This window comes from Pseudomonas sp. KK18 (assembly GCF_037094675.1).
Classification (GTDB): Bacteria; Pseudomonadota; Gammaproteobacteria; order Pseudomonadales; family Pseudomonadaceae; genus Aquipseudomonas.
Genome location: NZ_CP146605.1, coordinates 964,059 through 980,780, shown reverse-complemented (window position 1 = coordinate 980,780; position 16,722 = coordinate 964,059). Strand labels below are relative to the sequence as shown.

At 58.4% G+C, this 16,722-nt stretch carries 14 protein-coding genes; 3 read left to right on the top strand and 11 right to left on the bottom strand.

Annotation, left to right across the window (positions count from 1 at the left end):
* Positions 1–5: 5 nt before the first annotated feature.
* Both ftsH and rlmE read right to left on the bottom strand, forming a co-directional pair.
* Entirely contained in the window at positions 6–1,916 is a 1,911-nt protein-coding gene (ftsH, locus tag V6607_RS04155; RefSeq protein ID WP_008436840.1) for an ATP-dependent zinc metalloprotease FtsH, read from the bottom strand.
* A 200-nt stretch (positions 1,917–2,116) separates the two neighbouring features.
* Positions 2,117–2,767 (bottom strand): 23S rRNA (uridine(2552)-2'-O)-methyltransferase RlmE, encoded by a 651-nt coding sequence (rlmE, locus tag V6607_RS04150; RefSeq protein ID WP_003212203.1) that lies wholly within the window; start codon positions 2,765–2,767, stop codon positions 2,117–2,119.
* Positions 2,768–2,872: 105 nt separating this feature from the next.
* Between rlmE and yhbY the strand changes: the two genes are divergently transcribed.
* Complete coding sequence (gene yhbY / locus V6607_RS04145; RefSeq protein ID WP_003212205.1) at positions 2,873–3,181, top strand: ribosome assembly RNA-binding protein YhbY; 309 nt, start codon at positions 2,873–2,875, stop codon at positions 3,179–3,181.
* Positions 3,182–3,189: 8 nt separating this feature from the next.
* On the opposite strand, the gene V6607_RS04140 is transcribed toward yhbY, so the two are convergent.
* The 8 genes from V6607_RS04140 to grpE all read right to left on the bottom strand — a co-directional run bounded on the left by V6607_RS04140 (position 3,190) and on the right by grpE (position 13,656).
* On the bottom strand, positions 3,190–3,594 hold the full coding sequence (locus V6607_RS04140) for a hypothetical protein (protein WP_003212207.1): 405 nt from the start codon (positions 3,592–3,594) through the stop codon (positions 3,190–3,192).
* Between the two features lie 28 nt (positions 3,595–3,622).
* Positions 3,623–4,099 (bottom strand): transcription elongation factor GreA, encoded by a 477-nt coding sequence (greA, locus tag V6607_RS04135; RefSeq protein ID WP_003212209.1) that lies wholly within the window; start codon positions 4,097–4,099, stop codon positions 3,623–3,625.
* Positions 4,096–7,317, bottom strand: coding sequence for a carbamoyl-phosphate synthase large subunit (gene carB, locus V6607_RS04130; RefSeq protein ID WP_003212212.1), 3,222 nt, complete (start codon positions 7,315–7,317; stop codon positions 4,096–4,098). Before carB ends, greA begins: the two co-directional genes overlap by 4 nt.
* A gap of 105 nt (positions 7,318–7,422) precedes the next feature.
* Entirely contained in the window at positions 7,423–8,559 is a 1,137-nt protein-coding gene (gene carA / locus V6607_RS04125; RefSeq protein ID WP_003212214.1) for a glutamine-hydrolyzing carbamoyl-phosphate synthase small subunit, read from the bottom strand.
* A 259-nt stretch (positions 8,560–8,818) separates the two neighbouring features.
* Positions 8,819–9,625: a 4-hydroxy-tetrahydrodipicolinate reductase gene (gene dapB / locus V6607_RS04120; protein ID WP_134325716.1), complete on the bottom strand. Its 807-nt coding sequence runs from the start codon at positions 9,623–9,625 to the stop codon at positions 8,819–8,821.
* A 10-nt stretch (positions 9,626–9,635) separates the two neighbouring features.
* Positions 9,636–10,760, bottom strand: a complete 1,125-nt coding sequence (gene dnaJ / locus V6607_RS04115; RefSeq protein ID WP_003212219.1) for a molecular chaperone DnaJ — start codon at positions 10,758–10,760, stop codon at positions 9,636–9,638.
* A gap of 316 nt (positions 10,761–11,076) precedes the next feature.
* A complete protein-coding gene (gene dnaK / locus V6607_RS04110) occupies positions 11,077–12,993 on the bottom strand; it encodes a molecular chaperone DnaK (RefSeq protein ID WP_134325715.1) in 1,917 nt (638 codons plus the stop codon).
* A 102-nt stretch (positions 12,994–13,095) separates the two neighbouring features.
* Positions 13,096–13,656 carry a nucleotide exchange factor GrpE gene (grpE, locus tag V6607_RS04105; RefSeq protein ID WP_003212224.1) on the bottom strand — a complete coding sequence of 187 codons (561 nt, stop codon included), beginning with the start codon at positions 13,654–13,656 and terminating at the stop codon, positions 13,096–13,098.
* 253 nt (positions 13,657–13,909) lie between these two features.
* Between grpE and recN the strand changes: the two genes are divergently transcribed.
* Positions 13,910–15,583 (top strand): DNA repair protein RecN, encoded by a 1,674-nt coding sequence (recN, locus tag V6607_RS04100; RefSeq protein ID WP_017478557.1) that lies wholly within the window; start codon positions 13,910–13,912, stop codon positions 15,581–15,583.
* A gap of 96 nt (positions 15,584–15,679) precedes the next feature.
* Here recN and fur read toward each other — a convergent pair whose 3' ends face one another.
* Positions 15,680–16,084 (bottom strand): ferric iron uptake transcriptional regulator, encoded by a 405-nt coding sequence (gene fur, locus V6607_RS04095; RefSeq protein WP_003212228.1) that lies wholly within the window; start codon positions 16,082–16,084, stop codon positions 15,680–15,682.
* A gap of 98 nt (positions 16,085–16,182) precedes the next feature.
* Here fur and V6607_RS04090 point away from each other — a divergent pair, with 98 nt between their 5' ends.
* Complete coding sequence (locus V6607_RS04090; RefSeq protein ID WP_003212232.1) at positions 16,183–16,710, top strand: outer membrane protein assembly factor BamE; 528 nt, start codon at positions 16,183–16,185, stop codon at positions 16,708–16,710.
* Positions 16,711–16,722: the final 12 nt, after the last annotated feature.

Sequence of the window (16,722 nt, the reverse complement as noted above, 5' to 3'; positions counted from 1 at the left end):
AAACCTTAATGGTCAGCAGCAGGGCCGCCGATCGGGGCTTCAGGGCGTTCGTTCTGTACCACTGGCGGCGTGCCCGAAGTACCCGAACCACCTTCCCAATCGCGAGGCTCGCGAGGCGTACGACCAGCCATGATGTCGTCAATCTGCTCGGCATCAATGGTCTCGTACTTCATCAGGGCATCAGCCATGGCGTCGAGCTTGTCGCGGTTGTCGGTGAGGATCTGCTTGGCCGTGCCGTAGCACTGGTCAATGATGCTGCGCACCTCGGAGTCGATCAGCTTGGCTGTCTCGCCGGAGAAGCTGGCAGCTTGACCACCACCACCGCGACCCAGGAATACTTCGCCTTCTTCCTCGGCATACATCAAAGGACCGAGTTTCTCCGACAGACCCCACTTGGTCACCATGTTCCGTGCAATCTGGCTGGCACGCATGATGTCGTTGGAGGCACCGGTGGTAACACCGTCGAAGCCCAGGGTCATCTCTTCGGCGATCCGGCCGCCATACAGCGAGCAGATCTGGCTGATCAAGGCACGCTTGGAGAGGCTGTAGCGATCCTCTTCCGGCAGGAACATGGTGACGCCCAGCGCCCGGCCACGAGGAATGATCGATACCTTGTAGACCGGGTCATGCTCAGGCACAACGCGACCAACAATGGCGTGACCGGCTTCATGATAAGCGGTGTTCTGCTTCTCTTTCTCGGACATGACCATGGATTTGCGCTCGGCGCCCATCATGATCTTGTCTTTCGCCAGCTCGAACTCCTTCATTTCAACGATGCGCTTGCCGGTACGGGCGGCAAACAGCGACGCCTCGTTCACCAGGTTGGCAAGGTCGGCACCGGAGAAGCCTGGAGTACCACGGGCAATCACGGCCGGAGCCACGTCGTCGCCCATTGGCACTTTGCGCATGTGCACTTTCAGGATCTGCTCACGACCACGGATGTCTGGCAACCCGACAACGACCTGACGGTCAAAACGGCCCGGACGCAGCAAAGCGGGGTCGAGTACGTCTGGACGGTTGGTTGCGGCGATCACGATGATGCCGTCGTTCATTTCAAAGCCGTCCATCTCAACCAGCAACTGGTTAAGCGTCTGCTCACGCTCATCATGACCGCCGCCCATGCCGGCGCCACGATGGCGACCAACGGCGTCGATTTCATCGATGAAGATGATGCACGGAGCGTGCTTCTTGGCCTGTTCGAACATATCGCGAACACGGCTGGCACCTACACCGACGAACATTTCGACGAAGTCGGAACCGGAAATGGTGAAGAAAGGTACTTTGGCTTCGCCGGCAATGGCCTTGGCCAACAGGGTTTTACCGGTACCTGGCGGGCCAACCATCAGCACACCGCGAGGAATACGGCCACCCAGGCGCTGGAACTTGCCCGGATCGCGCAGGAATTCAACCAGTTCGCCCACTTCTTCCTTGGCTTCGTCGCAGCCGGCAACGTCAGCCAGGGTGGTTTTCACCTGATCTTCGGAAAGCAGGCGTGCCTTGCTCTTGCCGAAGCTCATCGGCCCGCCCTTGCCTCCCGCACCACCTTGCATCTGGCGCATGAAGAACATGAACACGGCGATAATCACCAGTATCGGGAAGCTGGCCACCAGGAGCTGGGTCCAGATGCTCTGCTGCTCAGGCTGCTTGCCTTCGACAACCACATGGTTATCCACCAGGTCGCCGATCAGGCCATTGTCCTGGATTGCCGGACGGATGGTCTTGAAGCTGTCGCCATCGTTGCGCTTGCCGGTAATCACGTAGCCATCAACCGCTACGCGCTCGACCTTGCCATCCTTAACTTGCTGGATGAAGTCGGAATAGTTGAGGGTCTGCGGCTCGTTAGGGCTGGAGAAGTTGTTCATCACCGTCACGAGGACAGCCGCGATGATCAACCACAGGATCAGATTCTTTGCCATATCGTTCAATTAACTACCCTCTGAAGCAAGCTCCGCTACTGGCGCGTGCTTCGCATGATATTCACCGGCCTAACTTACTACATTACCTACAACTCTGGCAGGCGCCGTCTGTAACCCTTTGTGAAACTTTGACTACACAATATTCGTAAAGCTTCGTGACGAAAGCGATATAAAAAAACCTATCGCCTCCGTCAATTTTCTCAAAAACGCTCTTCACTGGCAGCGCCTTCAATGCCACGGAAGCCGCGACCCAGCAAATACTGCTCGCGAGACCTGTCCCGGGAAGAGTCAGGCTTGCGTGTCTGTACCTTGTCGAACAGTTTGCGGATGTTCTTGTGATACTCGTCGAAGCCTTCACCCTGGAAGACCTTGACCAGGAAGTCACCACCCGGACGCAGTACCCGTCCTGCCAGGTCCAGTGCCAATTCGCACAAGAACATGGCTCGCGGCATATCAACAGCCGGTAATCCACTCATATTGGGGGCCATATCGGAAATCACAAGGTCTACCTGCGAATTTCCGACGGCCTCAAGGATCTGTGCCAGCACTTCGTCCTGGGTAAAATCGCCGTGAACAAAGGTCACGTCGGGGATGCTGTCCATTTCCAGGATGTCGGAAGCGATCAAACGACCTTGCCCACCAATCAGACGACTGGTCACCTGGGACCAGCCACCCGGGGCGGCACCCAGGTCGATAACGCTCATGCCAGGACGGATCAACTTGTCCTTTTCCTGGATCTCCAGCAGTTTGTAGCTGGCCCGGGAACGGTAGCCATCCTTTTGCGCCATTTTGACGTAAGGATCGTTGAAATGCTCTTGCAGCCATTTAAGGCTAGTTTTGGAACGGGCCACGGGCCACCTCGAAAATAAAACGGGTCGTGATTAACTGGGCGGTCCCGGACTCGCTCGGGTAAACTGGCCGCCGCTTTTTACAAGATCAGACGCAGGGGTCAGATTATGCCGCTCACTCAAGAGCAGAAGAAACAGTACAAATCCATTGGCCACCATCTGAAACCAGTTTTGATTGTGGCTGACAACGGTTTGACTGAAGGTGTGTTAGCCGAACTTGAACGCGCATTGGGCGATCACGAGCTAATCAAGATCAAGGTCAGCATCCTTGATCGCGAGGCGCGCCTGGCAGCTATTGCAGAACTGTGCAAGGCTGGCAAAGCGGACCTGGTTCAGGTCATCGGCAAGATGGCGCTGCTGTATCGCAAGAATTTCAGCGCCAACAAGCAACTGTCGAACGTACACCGCTTCAAGTGAAACAAGGGTCACGGGCGTGCTTCGCACGCCCTGCCACTCCATCCTGGCGCCGGCTGTACAACCAGCACCAACCCGGAAAACCCTAGCACAAGATAGCTGAACAGCTGCCAGCGCAACGCCTCCGGCAGAAAGATGCGCACCACGCAAAACATTGCGCACGCATACAGCGCCATCAACAGCAGTTGCCCGCGAATATCCCGCCACAGACTCCCCAAGCCTTCGGCCTTGATCAGCACCAGCGCCTGAAGCGTCACGCACGCCGCTGCAAAACCTACCAGCAACGCGCTTAATAATCCGCTGACCTCATCGATCAGCAACGGTGCCAGGCCAATCAGGCCCAGCGCCGGCAGCACACCAATATGTAACAGCCATAGGCCGCCAACCCAAAGCATCTGGGCAAACTGCCAAAGCATGGCGCCCGCACGAAGCGGGCGCCGTCTTTCAGATGTGACGAACTTCGACAATCTCGTACTCGATCACGCCACCAGGCGTCTTGACGGCCACCACGTCACCCTCTTCCTTGGCAATCAAGGCGCGGGCCAGCGGCGAACCGACGGAGATCTTGCCGAGTTTGAAGTCGGCCTCGTCTTCACCCACGATGTGGTAAACCACGCTTTCGTCAGTCTCGACGTTGGCGATTTCCACGGTGGTGCCGAAAATCACCTTGCCGGTATGCGGGATGGTCGTGACGTCGATAACCACCGAATTCTGCAGGCGGCCTTCGATGTCACGGATCCGCGCCTCGACCATACCTTGCTGCTCGCGGGCAGCATGGTATTCAGCGTTTTCCTTCAGGTCACCCAATTCCCGGGCCGTACCGATGTCCTGGCTCAGCTTCGGACGGACGACCTTGGTCAGGTGGGCGTGCTCTTCTTCCAGGGCTTTTGCGCCCTGGACGGTCATTGGGTATTTGATCATGCCTTCAATCCTGCGTGTAGATCCTGCAAGCGACGCACGGTTTTTTCAGGACCGAACTTCAGCGCTTCGCAGATAGCTTCGCCAGCAGCAATGGTGGTGGTGCAGTAGATCTTGTGCTGCAAGGCGTTACGACGAATGGAGTAGGAGTCCGCGATCGACTGGCGACCTTCGGTGGTGTTGATGATCAGGGTGACTTCGTCATTCTTGATCATGTCGACCACGTGTGGACGGCCTTCCGTTACCTTGTTCACGCGACGCACTTTCAGGCCGGCAGCCTCGATCAGCTTGGCGGTCCCGGCAGTGGCCACGACTTCGAAGCCCAAGTTGATCAGATCACGGGCCACGCCTGCAACCAGCGGCTTGTCATCATCGCGCACGCTGATGAACGCAGTACCGCCGGTAGGCAGCACTTCGCTGGCGCCCATCTGGGCTTTGGCGAATGCTTCACCGAAGGTATCGCCCACGCCCATCACTTCACCGGTGGACTTCATCTCCGGGCCCAGGATCGGGTCCACACCAGGGAATTTGGCGAATGGGAACACCGCCTCTTTCACACTGTAGAAGTTCGGAATGATTTCCTTGGTGAAGCCGATTTCCTTCAAGGTCTTACCGGCCATCACACGGGCAGCAATCATTGCCAGGGAAACACCGATGCACTTGGAAACAAACGGCACGGTACGCGAGGCGCGCGGGTTGACTTCGATGACGTAGATGTCTTCGCCTTGCAGCGCCAACTGTACGTTCATCAGGCCGACCACGCCCAGCTCCAGGGCCATTTTCTTGACCTGTTCGCGCATCTCGTCCTGGATGTGTGCAGGCAGCGAGTATGGCGGCAGCGAGCAAGCGGAGTCACCGGAGTGAACGCCAGCCTGTTCGATGTGCTGCATGATCGCGCCGATCACCACGTCGGTGCCGTCGCAGACCGCATCCACGTCCATCTCGATGGCGCAGTTGAGGAAGTGGTCCAGCAGCACTGGGCTGTCGTTGGACACTTTCACCGCATCACGCAGGTAACGCTTGAGTTCGTCTTCTTCGTAGACGATTTCCATCGCCCGGCCACCCAGTACGTAGGACGGACGCACCACCAGCGGGTAACCAATCTTGCTGGCCGCGCGGATCGCTTCGTCTTCGCTGCGCACAGTGGCGTTTGGCGGCTGACGCAGGTTCAGGCGCTCAACCATCTGCTGGAAGCGCTCACGGTCTTCGGCGCGGTCGATAGCGTCAGGGCTGGTACCGATGATCGGCACGCCAGCAGCTTCAAGTGCGCGAGCCAGTTTCAACGGGGTTTGGCCGCCGTACTGGACGATCACGCCTTTTGGCTTCTCGACGCGGCAGATTTCCAGTACGTCTTCCAGCGTTACCGGCTCGAAGTACAGACGGTCGGAAGTGTCGTAGTCAGTGGAAACAGTTTCCGGGTTGCAGTTGACCATGATGGTCTCGTACCCGTCTTCGCGCAGGGCGAGAGCGGCGTGTACGCAGCAATAATCGAACTCGATGCCTTGGCCGATACGGTTTGGACCGCCGCCCAGGATCATGATCTTGTCGCGGCCCGACGGCGCGGCTTCGCACTCTTCCTCGTAGGTGGAGTACATGTATGCGGTGTCGGTGGCGAACTCGGCCGCACAGGTATCAACGCGCTTGTAGACCGGGAAGATGTCCAGCTTGTGGCGATGGGTGCGCAGGTTCTTCTCGGTCACGCCCAGCAGCTTGGCCAGACGCATGTCGGAGAAACCTTTGCGCTTGAGGCGGAACATCAGGTCGCGGTCGATGGAGGACAGACCGAGGGTCTTGACCTTCTCTTCTTCCTTGATCAGATCTTCGATCTGCACCAGGAACCACGGGTCGATCATGTTCATGCCGAAGATGTCTTCGACGGTCATGCCGGCGCGGAAAGCATCGGCCACGTACCAGATACGCTCGGCACCCGGCACGGTCAGCTCGCGCTTGAGCACGCTCATGCTTTCCGGGTTGCTCAGGTCGAGCTTCTCGTCCAGACCGCAAACGCCCACTTCCAGGCCGCGCAGGGCTTTCTGCAGGGACTCCTGGAAGGTCCGGCCGATGGCCATGACTTCACCGACCGACTTCATCTGAGTGGTCAGGCGGGCGTCGGCTTTCGGGAATTTCTCGAAAGCGAAACGTGGCAGCTTGGTGACGACGTAATCGATCGACGGCTCGAAGGAAGCTGGCGTTGCGCCGCCGGTGATTTCGTTCTGCAGCTCGTCCAGGGTGTAACCGATCGCCAGCTTGGCGGCGATGCGCGCAATCGGGAAGCCGGTAGCTTTCGATGCCAGAGCCGAAGAACGCGATACACGCGGGTTCATCTCGATCACAACCATGCGGCCAGTGTCCGGGCAGATGCCGAACTGGACGTTGGAGCCACCGGTTTCCACACCGATCTCACGCAGCACCGCCAAAGAGGCGTTACGCATGATCTGGTATTCCTTGTCCGTCAGGGTCTGTGCCGGCGCAACGGTGATCGAGTCACCGGTGTGCACGCCCATCGGGTCGAAGTTTTCGATCGAGCAGACGATGATGCAGTTGTCCTTCTTATCGCGGACAACCTCCATCTCATATTCTTTCCAGCCGATCAGGGATTCGTCGATCAGCAGCTCTTTGGTCGGAGACAGGTCCAGGCCGCGGGCGCAGATTTCTTCGAACTCTTCACGGTTGTAAGCGATACCGCCGCCGGTGCCGCCCATGGTGAAGGACGGACGGATGATGCACGGGAAGCCCAGGCGCTCCAGGACCGCGTTGGCCTCTTCCATGCTGTGGGCGATACCGGAACGCGGGCAATCAAGGCCGATGGACTTCATGGCCTTGTCGAAACGCGAACGGTCTTCAGCCTTGTCGATGGTGTCGGCATTGGCGCCGATCATCTCTACGCCGAACTTCTCCAGGACGCCTTCGCGCTCCAGGTCCAGTGCGCAGTTCAGGGCGGTCTGGCCACCCATGGTTGGCAGCAGCGCGTCCGGACGCTCTTTCTCGATGATCTTGGCAACGGTCTGCCACTTGATCGGCTCGATGTAGGTGGCGTCGGCCATGTCCGGGTCGGTCATGATGGTGGCCGGGTTGGAGTTCACCAGGATGACGCGGTAGCCCTCTTCGCGCAGGGCTTTACAGGCCTGGGCGCCGGAGTAGTCGAATTCGCAGGCCTGGCCGATCACGATCGGGCCAGCGCCGAGAATCAGGATGCTTTTTATGTCTGTACGTTTTGGCATGGGTTTGTCACTCAAATCCGCAGGTCAGTCGGCAAGCCGTCTTGAACAATCTTTGAAGAGCCCGAGGGGGCCGCCGGTTTCCCGGGCCGCCCTCAGGCCGCTCAGTTAGCGTCGCTTGGCCATCTCATTGATGAAACGGTCGAACAGCGGCGCTACGTCGTTCGGGCCCGGGCTTGCTTCAGGGTGGCCCTGGAAGCTGAACGCGCTCTTGTCGGTGCGCTCGATACCTTGCAGGGAACCGTCGAACAGCGACTTGTGAATCGCCCGGACGTTGCCCGGCAGCGTCGCTTCATCCACCGCAAAACCGTGGTTCTGGCTGGTGATCATCACGACGCCAGTGTCCAGGTCCTGCACCGGGTGGTTGGCACCGTGGTGGCCGTGACCCATTTTCAGGGTCTTGGCGCCGGAAGCCAGGGCCAGCAGTTGATGGCCGAGGCAGATGCCGAACACCGGAATCTCGGTTTCCAGCACTTCCTTGATCGCCTTGATGGCGTAGTCGCAAGGCTCCGGGTCACCCGGGCCGTTGGACAGGAACACGCCGTCCGGCTGCAGGGCCAGTACGTCGTTGGCCGGGGTCTGCGCAGGCACCACGGTCACGCGGCAACCGCGCTCGACCAGCATGCGCAGGATGTTGTGCTTGATACCGTAGTCGTAGGCCACGACGTGGTACGGCAGTTCGGAAGCTTCGATGGTCGCGTGGCTGTCGGTCTTCAAGTCCCAGACGGTGGAGCGCCACTCGTACGTTTCCTTGGTGCTGACGACTTTCGCCAGGTCCATGCCTTTCAGGCCAGGGAAACCTTGGGCCGCTGCGATCGCTGCTTCTTCGGAGATGTTGTCACCGGCCATGATGCAGCCGTTCTGCGAGCCTTTTTCACGCAGGATGCGTGTCAGGCGACGCGTATCGATACCGGCGATCGCCACAACGTTGTTGGCTTTCAGGTAATCGGACAGGGACATCGTGTTACGCCAGTTGCTCGCTACCAGTGGCAGGTCACGAATGACCAGGCCAGCCGACCAGACACGATCAGACTCGGCGTCTTCCGGTGTAGTACCGGTGTTGCCGATGTGCGGATAGGTCAGGGTAACGATCTGTTGGGCGTAGGAAGGATCAGTAAGGATTTCCTGATAGCCGGTCATGGCGGTGTTGAACACCACCTCTCCAACGGTCTGACCGTCGGCTCCAATGGCTTCGCCGCGAAAAATGCTGCCATCAGCAAGGGCGAGTATGGCTGGCTTAGTCAAGAAGACCTCCCGTAAATAAAGCCTGAAAGGGCGATCGCAGGTTGTAAAAAAGCGGAGTGACGTATGGACACGTCACCCCGCTTCTTCACTGAATTATTCTGCGCGCTTTTAGTGGACACACTAAAGCTGTAGCTTACAGAAAAAGGCTTTTTTGGTCCACCGCTAATGAGCCTTAAAGGCAGGGGAATGCGACAGGACGTCGCCTAGCGGGTAAAAACGGGGTCTCAGCATATTCCTGAGACCCCGTTTTAGCTACTTCTTAATGCAGGTCCAGCACGTCGCGCATGTCGTACAGGGCCGGCGTACGACCCTCAAGCCACAGCGCCGCACGTACAGCACCCTTGGCGAACGTCATGCGGCTAGACGCCTTGTGGGTGATCTCAAGACGCTCGCCCTCGGTTGCGAACAACACCGTGTGATCGCCCACCACATCACCGCCGCGAACGGTGGCAAAACCGATGGTGTCGTGGGCGCGGGCACCGGTATGGCCTTCGCGGCCATACACCGCCACCTTCGACAGGTCACGACCCAGGGCATCGGCAATCGCCTCGCCCATACGCAATGCCGTACCGGACGGCGCATCGATCTTGTGCCGGTGATGAGTCTCGATGATCTCGATGTCAGCCTCATCACCCATCACCCGCGCCGCCATGTCGAGCAGCTTCAGCGACAGATTGACGCCGACGCTGAAATTGGCCGCGAACACGATTGGAATATCCTTGCCCGCCTCCACCAGCAGCTGCTTTTGCTCGGCGCTCAGGCCCGTTGTGCCGATCACCATGGCCTTGCCCGCCTTGCGGCAGAACGCCAGGTTTTTCAGCATCACGTCCGGCAGGGTGAAATCGATCAGCACGTCGAACTCGTCGGCAACCTGCTCCAGATTGCCGGACAACGAAACGCCGATCCGCCCCAGGGACGCCAACTCACCGGCGTCCGCACCAATCAAGGTGCTGCCGGGACGAACAATCGCCGCCGTCAGCCCGGAGGCCGGCGAGCGCGCCTGCACGGCCTCGACCAGGGTCTTGCCCATGCGCCCGGCAGCGCCCATCACCGCGATACGTCGCATACTCACTTCCTTACAGGTCGCCGAAGAAGCGCTTCACGCCTTCGAACCAGCCGGTGGTCTTTGGCGAATGAGTGTCATCGCCGGCCAGGGAGCTGCGGAACTCTTCCAGCAGTTCGCGCTGACGACGCCCCAGGTTCACCGGCGTCTCTACCGCCACACGGCACATCAGGTCGCCAGCACCGCCACCGCGCACCGGCGCAACGCCTTTGCCACGGATACGGAACTGCTTGCCGGTCTGCGTACCCTCAGGGATCTTCAGCTTGACCCGACCGTCCAGCGTCGGAATCTCAAGCTCGCCACCCAGGGCCGCATCGACAAAGCTGATCGGCACTTCACAGAACAAATGCTTGCCGTCGCGCTGGAAAATCGAGTGCTCGCGCACATTGATCACCACATACAGGTCGCCCGTCGGGCCGCCCTGAGTGCCCGCCTCGCCTTCGCCCGACAGACGAATGCGGTCGCCAGTATCAACACCCGCCGGCACTTTCACCGAGAGAGTCTTGTACTCTTCGACACGCCCTTCGCCGTGGCACGAGTCGCACGGATCGGAAATGATCTTGCCCTGGCCGTGGCAGCGCGGGCAGGTTTGCTGCACCGAGAAGAAGCCTTGCTGCATGCGTACCTGGCCGATACCGCCGCAAGTCGGGCAAGTGATCGGCGAGGAGCCTTTCTTGGCGCCCGAACCGTCGCACGGCTTGCAATTGACCAGCGTCGGAACACGGATATTGACGCTGGTGCCACGCACCGCTTCTTCCAGGTTCAGTTCCAGGGTGTAGCGCAGGTCGCTGCCACGCTGGGCACCGCCACGCTGGCCACCGCGGCCGCCGCCAAAAAAGTCGCTGAACACGTCGCCGAAAATATCGGAGAAGTTCTGCCCGCCGAAACCGGCACCGCCGCCACCCATGCTTGGGTCGACACCGGCATGGCCATACTGGTCGTAAGCGGCGCGCTTGTTCGGATCACACAGGCATTCGTAGGCCTCATTGGCCTCTTTGAACAGCTCTTCGGATTCTTTGCTATCCGGATTACGGTCCGGGTGGTGCTTCATTGCCAGGCGACGGTAAGCCTTTTTCAGGTCCGCCTCGCTGGAGCCGCGCTCCACACCCAACACTTCGTAATAGTCACGCTTTGCCATAAGTCTTTGCACTCTTAAGGACGTCCGGCAAAACCCTCCTGAGCCTTGCCAAACTCGTTGAGCCCCAATACAGGCCCGGACCCAACTCACGTCAATTCAACGATCCTGGTCGTTACTGCTTTCAACCGGAAACCGGCCAAAAACGCGGTGACTGTCGTCCGGAAAGCAGGAGCATTCCCGATCACACCGCCAGCATCCGAGCGTTGTCGCATGCTGTAAAAATTCGCGTACCCCAGACACGCCAACGCGGGAGCAAGCTCCCGCGCGGCGACATCCTACCAGTCACCGCTTGTGAGCGGTCAACCGGGCGACCAAGTTACTTCTGGTCTTTGACTTCTTCGAACTCGGCATCGACAACATCGTCGTGCTTGGCTTCAGGTTCTGCCTGGTGTACAGCACCATCAGCCGGCTGGCCTTGTTCGGCGTACATTTTCTGAGCCACTGGCGCAGAGACTTTCGACAGCTCTTCAACCTTGGCTTCGATAGCAGCCTTGTCGTCGCCTTTAACGGCGGCTTCCAGGGCAACTACTGCGGCTTCGATTGCAGTTTTCTCTTCGGCAGTCACTTTGTCGCCAGCGTCAGCGATCATTTTGCGAGTCGAGTGAACCAGTGCATCACCCTGGTTACGGGCAGCGGCCAGCTCTTCGAACTTGCGGTCTTCGTCAGCGTTGGCTTCAGCGTCACGGATCATCTGCTGGATTTCTTCCTCGGACAGACCCGAGTTAGCCTTGATCACGATCGACTGAGTCTTGCCGGTGGCCTTGTCTTTGGCGCCTACGTGCAGAATGCCGTTGGCGTCGATGTCGAAGGTCACTTCAATTTGCGGCACGCCACGTGGTGCTGGTGGAATCTCGGCCAGGTCGAATTTGCCCAGGGACTTGTTCTGACCGGCTTGCTTACGCTCACCTTGCAGCACGTGAATGGTCACGGCGCCCTGGTTGTCGTCGGCAGTCGAGAACACTTGCGATTTCTTGGTAGGAATCGTGGTGTTTTTCTCGATCAGCGCAGTCATCACGCCACCCATGGTTTCGATACCCAGGGTCAGCGGGCTTACGTCCAGCAGCAGAACGTCTTTCACGTCGCCGGCCAATACCGCACCCTGGATGGCAGCACCCATGGCAACTGCTTCGTCCGGGTTCACGTCTTTACGCGCTTCTTTACCGAAGAACTCGGTCACCAGCTTCTGAACCAGTGGCATACGGGTCTGACCGCCCACCAGGATCACGTCGTTGATCGCGCCAACGTCGATACCCGAGTCTTTCAGCGCAATGCGGCAAGGCTCGATGGTGCGTTGAACCAGGTCTTCTACCAGTGCTTCCAGCTTGGCGCGGGAGATTTTCACGTTCAAGTGCTTAGGACCGGTAGCGTCTGCAGTGATGTACGGCAGGTTCACGTCGGTCGAATTGCTCGAAGACAGTTCGATCTTGGCTTTCTCAGCGGCTTCTTTCAGGCGCTGCATGGCCAGCGGGTCACCCTTGAGGTTCATGCCGCTTTCTTTCTTGAATTCGTCAACGAGGTAGTCGATCAGACGAATGTCAAAGTCTTCACCGCCCAGGAACGTGTCACCGTTGGTGGCCAACACTTCGAACTGGTGCTCGCCATCGACTTCAGCGATTTCGATCACGGAAACGTCGAAGGTACCGCCACCCAGGTCGTAAACGATCACAGTGTGGTCGCCCTTGGCCTTGTCCATACCGTAGGCCAGAGCGGCTGCGGTTGGTTCGTTGATGATACGTTTCACGTCCAGGCCAGCAATACGGCCGGCGTCTTTGGTCGCCTGGCGCTGGCTGTCGTTGAAGTAGGCCGGAACGGTGATCACCGCTTCAGTCACGGCTTCACCGAGGTAGTCTTCGGCGGTTTTCTTCATCTTTTTCAAGATTTCAGCCGAGATTTGTGGCGGCGACATTTTCTGGCCGTTCACTTCAACCCAGGCGTCACCGTTGTCAGCCTTGGCGATTTTGTACGGGACCATCTTGATGTCTTTCTGTACGACTTCTTCGTCGAACTTACGACCGATCAGACGCTTCACCGCGTACAGGGTGTTATGCGGATTGGTCACAGCTTGACGCTTGGCGGACTGGCCCACCAGGATTTCGCCGTCGTTGGCATAAGCCACGATGGACGGAGTGGTGCGTGCGCCTTCGGCGTTTTCAATAACTTTGGATACGCCGTTTTCCAGCACGGAGACGCAGGAGTTGGTAGTCCCCAGGTCGATACCGATAATTTTGCCCATGATTTACTCTCCCGAAACTTAGATTTTTTTGCCGCAGCAGTGGTGGCTAACTGCGGCAGTACTTAAACGCTTGACTTATAGATGGGGCCGTTACGACTTATTTCAAGCCTGCTCATCAATAGAAGGTGCAACCGGTGCAGGAGCCTTGCTCACCACAACCATTGCCGGGCGCAGCAAGCGACCGTTGAGCTGGTAACCCTTCTGGAACACCTTCAATACGCTGTTCGGCTCAAGATCAGCGTTTTCCTGCATCGCCATTGCCTGGTGATGCTCGGCATTGAACGGCTCGCCGCCTTGCGGATCGATGGCTTCCAGCTGATAACGCTTCAGGGTGTCCTGGAACATTTTCAGGGTCAGTTCGATCCCTTCGCGCATTGGGCGGATGTTTTCGTCGTCCGGATTGGACAGCTCAAGGCCACGCTCCAGGCTGTCGATGATCGGCAACAGATCACCGGCAAATTTTTCCAGGGCGAATTTGTGAGCTTTTTCTACATCCTGCTCGGCGCGGCGGCGGACGTTCTGCAGATCGGCGGCAACACGCAACGATTGATCCTGTGCGCCTGCCAATTGCTCTTCGAGCACTTGCACACGAGCGGCCAGGTCTTCACCTGCGGCCTGGTTGGCGTCTGGATTTTGCGTATCCTGCGTCTGTTCGTCAGCCATAGATTTCTCCTTTCAAAATCATGCGCGAACTCGACTCGCGCTTCTGTTCCGGTATATGGGGCCACAATTTTCAGGTTCAAGGGTTGAGGCGTTACCAAAAGTCTTTCACTTGTCCTGGATCAATTCTTATCAATCATTCCCTGTTGCGCTTAAAAAGCGATTTATTCAAGCAAATCGGACTAAGCATCAGGATTGTCACCTCCAAACAAAACACTGTATAAATAACCAGACCTAAAGCCTGGGAGCGGCCATCATGCTGGTGCACCTGTCCGTACATAACTACGCCATCGTTGAACATCTGGATCTTGAACTGGATCGCGGGATGAGCGTAATCACAGGCGAAACCGGCGCCGGCAAGTCGATCATGCTCGACGCTCTGGGCCTGACCCTGGGTGATCGCGCCGACAGCGGGGTGGTACGCCCGGGCGCCGACAAGGCCGACATCCTCGCCACCTTTGACCTGGCCGATATCCCGGAAGCCGAGGCCTGGCTTGCCGAGCGCGACCTTAACAATGAAGGCCCGTGCATCCTGCGCCGGGTGATCACGGCCGAAGGGCGCTCCCGCGGCTATATAAATGGCACGCCCTGCCCGCTCGGCGATTTGAAAGCCCTGGGCGAACTGCTGATCGATATCCACAGCCAGCATGAACACCAGTCCCTGCTGAAAACCGACACCCATCGCCGACTCCTCGACGAATACGCCGGTGCCACCGATCTTGCGCGCCAGGTGCAACTGGCCGCGCAGCGCTGGCGCCAGACCCGCCAGGAGCTGGAGCGCCTTTCCAACTCCGGCGACGAGCAGCGTGCCCGCCACCAATTGCTCAGCTACCAACTGGAAGAGCTGGAAAGCCTGGGGCTCGGCGAGACAGAACTGGAGCAACTGGAACAGGAACACAAGAACCTGACCAACGCCGAAACCCTGCTGGGCATCTGCCGGCAAGTGGTGGAGCAGTGCAGCGAAAGTGATTCCGGCAATGTGCTCAACGCCCTGACTGCCAGCCTGAACCGACTATCCAGCGTGAATAACGCATCAGGCTCGCTGAACGAAGCCACCACCTTGCTGACCAGCGCGCAAATCCAGGTAGAAGAAGCCGTGGGCGAACTGAACCGTTTCCTCGATCACTTCGATGCCGACCCAGCCCGCCTGCAGGATATAGAAGAGCGCCTGGACACCATCTACACCCTGGCGCGCAAACACCGGATCCAGCCGACCGAAGTCGCAACCATGCAGCAAAAGCTGCTGGATGAAATTGAAACCCTGAACGCTAATGACGAATCCATCGAGCGACTGGGTGAAGAGCTGGCGTCCTTTGCTCGCCATTATCAAGAGAAAGCCCGAGAACTCAGCGACCTGCGCCATCAGGCAGCGACCGGCCTGGCCAGCGCGGTGGAGCAGGAAATCCAGCGCCTGGGCATGCCCGGCGGGCGCTTCACCATCGAGTTGCACACCAACACCAGCAATGAACTGCTGCCCAACGGCCTTGAACAGGTAGAACTGCTGGTCAGCGCGAACCCAGGCCAGCCACTCAAGGCACTGGCAAAGGTAGCTTCCGGCGGCGAGCTGTCGCGGATCAGCCTGGCGATTCAGGTGATCACCGCCCAGACCTCTCGCGTGCCAACACTGGTATTCGATGAAGTGGACGTAGGGATCGGCGGCCCGACGGCCGAGATCGTGGGCCAGTTGCTGCGCCGGCTGGGCGATCGCGGCCAGGTACTGACCGTCACCCACTTGCCACAAGTAGCCGCCCAAGGGCATCAGCACTTGTTCGTGCACAAGGTGCGAGGCAGCGATGCGACCCATACCGCCGTGTCCAAGCTGAACAAGACTGAACGGGTAGAAGAAGTGGCGCGGATGCTCGGCGGCATCGACCTGACCAAGGAGTCCCTGGCTCACGCGAAGAAAATGGTGGTAACCGCGAAGGTCTGAAGCCTGGCTTACTGAGTATTTTCTTTCTATAGAAAGCACGAAGGCGACCCTAGGGTCGCCTTCGATCGTTTCGCAGAGCGAATCTGCGTAGCTTTCTTACTTTTTCTTACGTATGTAGAGAACCAGATTGTGGTCCACCAAATCGAATCCATGCTGCTCAGCGATCATGTGCTGGAGCTTCTCGATTTCCGGACTGGTGAACTCGATAACCTCATTGGTATCCAGGTCAACCATGTGGTCGTGATGACCGCCGTCGGCCAATTCGAACACTGCATGACCGCCGTCGAAATTATGACGAACCACCAGTCCTGCTGCTTCAAACTGGGTCAGAACACGGTAAACCGTGGCCAGGCCGACGTCCTCGTTAGACTCCATCAGCGCCTTGTATACATCCTCGGCACTCATGTGGCGCTGCTCAGCAGAATCGAGCATTTGTAGAATCTTGACTCGTGGCAGAGTCACTTTAAGACCGGCTTTGCGTAGTTCGCTATTTTCAACCATGGTTAGCTTTCTCGCGGATGCTGCTTCGCAGCTTCTCTTAATACGGGTATGATCGGCGTTTACGTTGTCCCAGCCAAGATAGTGGAAGTCGCCCACCGATGCAAAACACCAAGCTCTTGCTAACCAGTTTCACCTTTGTGGGACTGCTCGCACTCGCCGGTTGTTCATTCCCCGGGGTTTACAAAATCGACATCCAGCAGGGCAATGTCGTCACGCAGGACATGATAGACCAGTTACGCCCGGGAATGACCCGACGGCAAGTACGGTTTATCATGGGCAATCCCCTGCTGACCGACACATTCCATGCCGATCGCTGGGATTATCTCTATAGCATCCAACCTGGTGGCGGTGAACGCCAGCAGGAGCGGGTCAGTGTCATCTTCAATGGCAATGACCAGCTCGTCAGCCTGTCGGGGGACTTCAAACCGGGCGTAAGCCGCGATGAAGCCTTGCTGGGCAAGGACAACGGCACCACCGCTCCTGCGCCCGCGCAGAACGAGGAGAAGCCGAAGTCCGAAGTACCGGCCAAGCCTGGCTCGTTGTTGGACGAGATCCAGAAAGGCGTCGACGGCGTGCAAACCGTTCCGGTGCCAACTCCAGAACCTCTGGACGCCAGCCCGCAGTAAGTTTGTAACGCT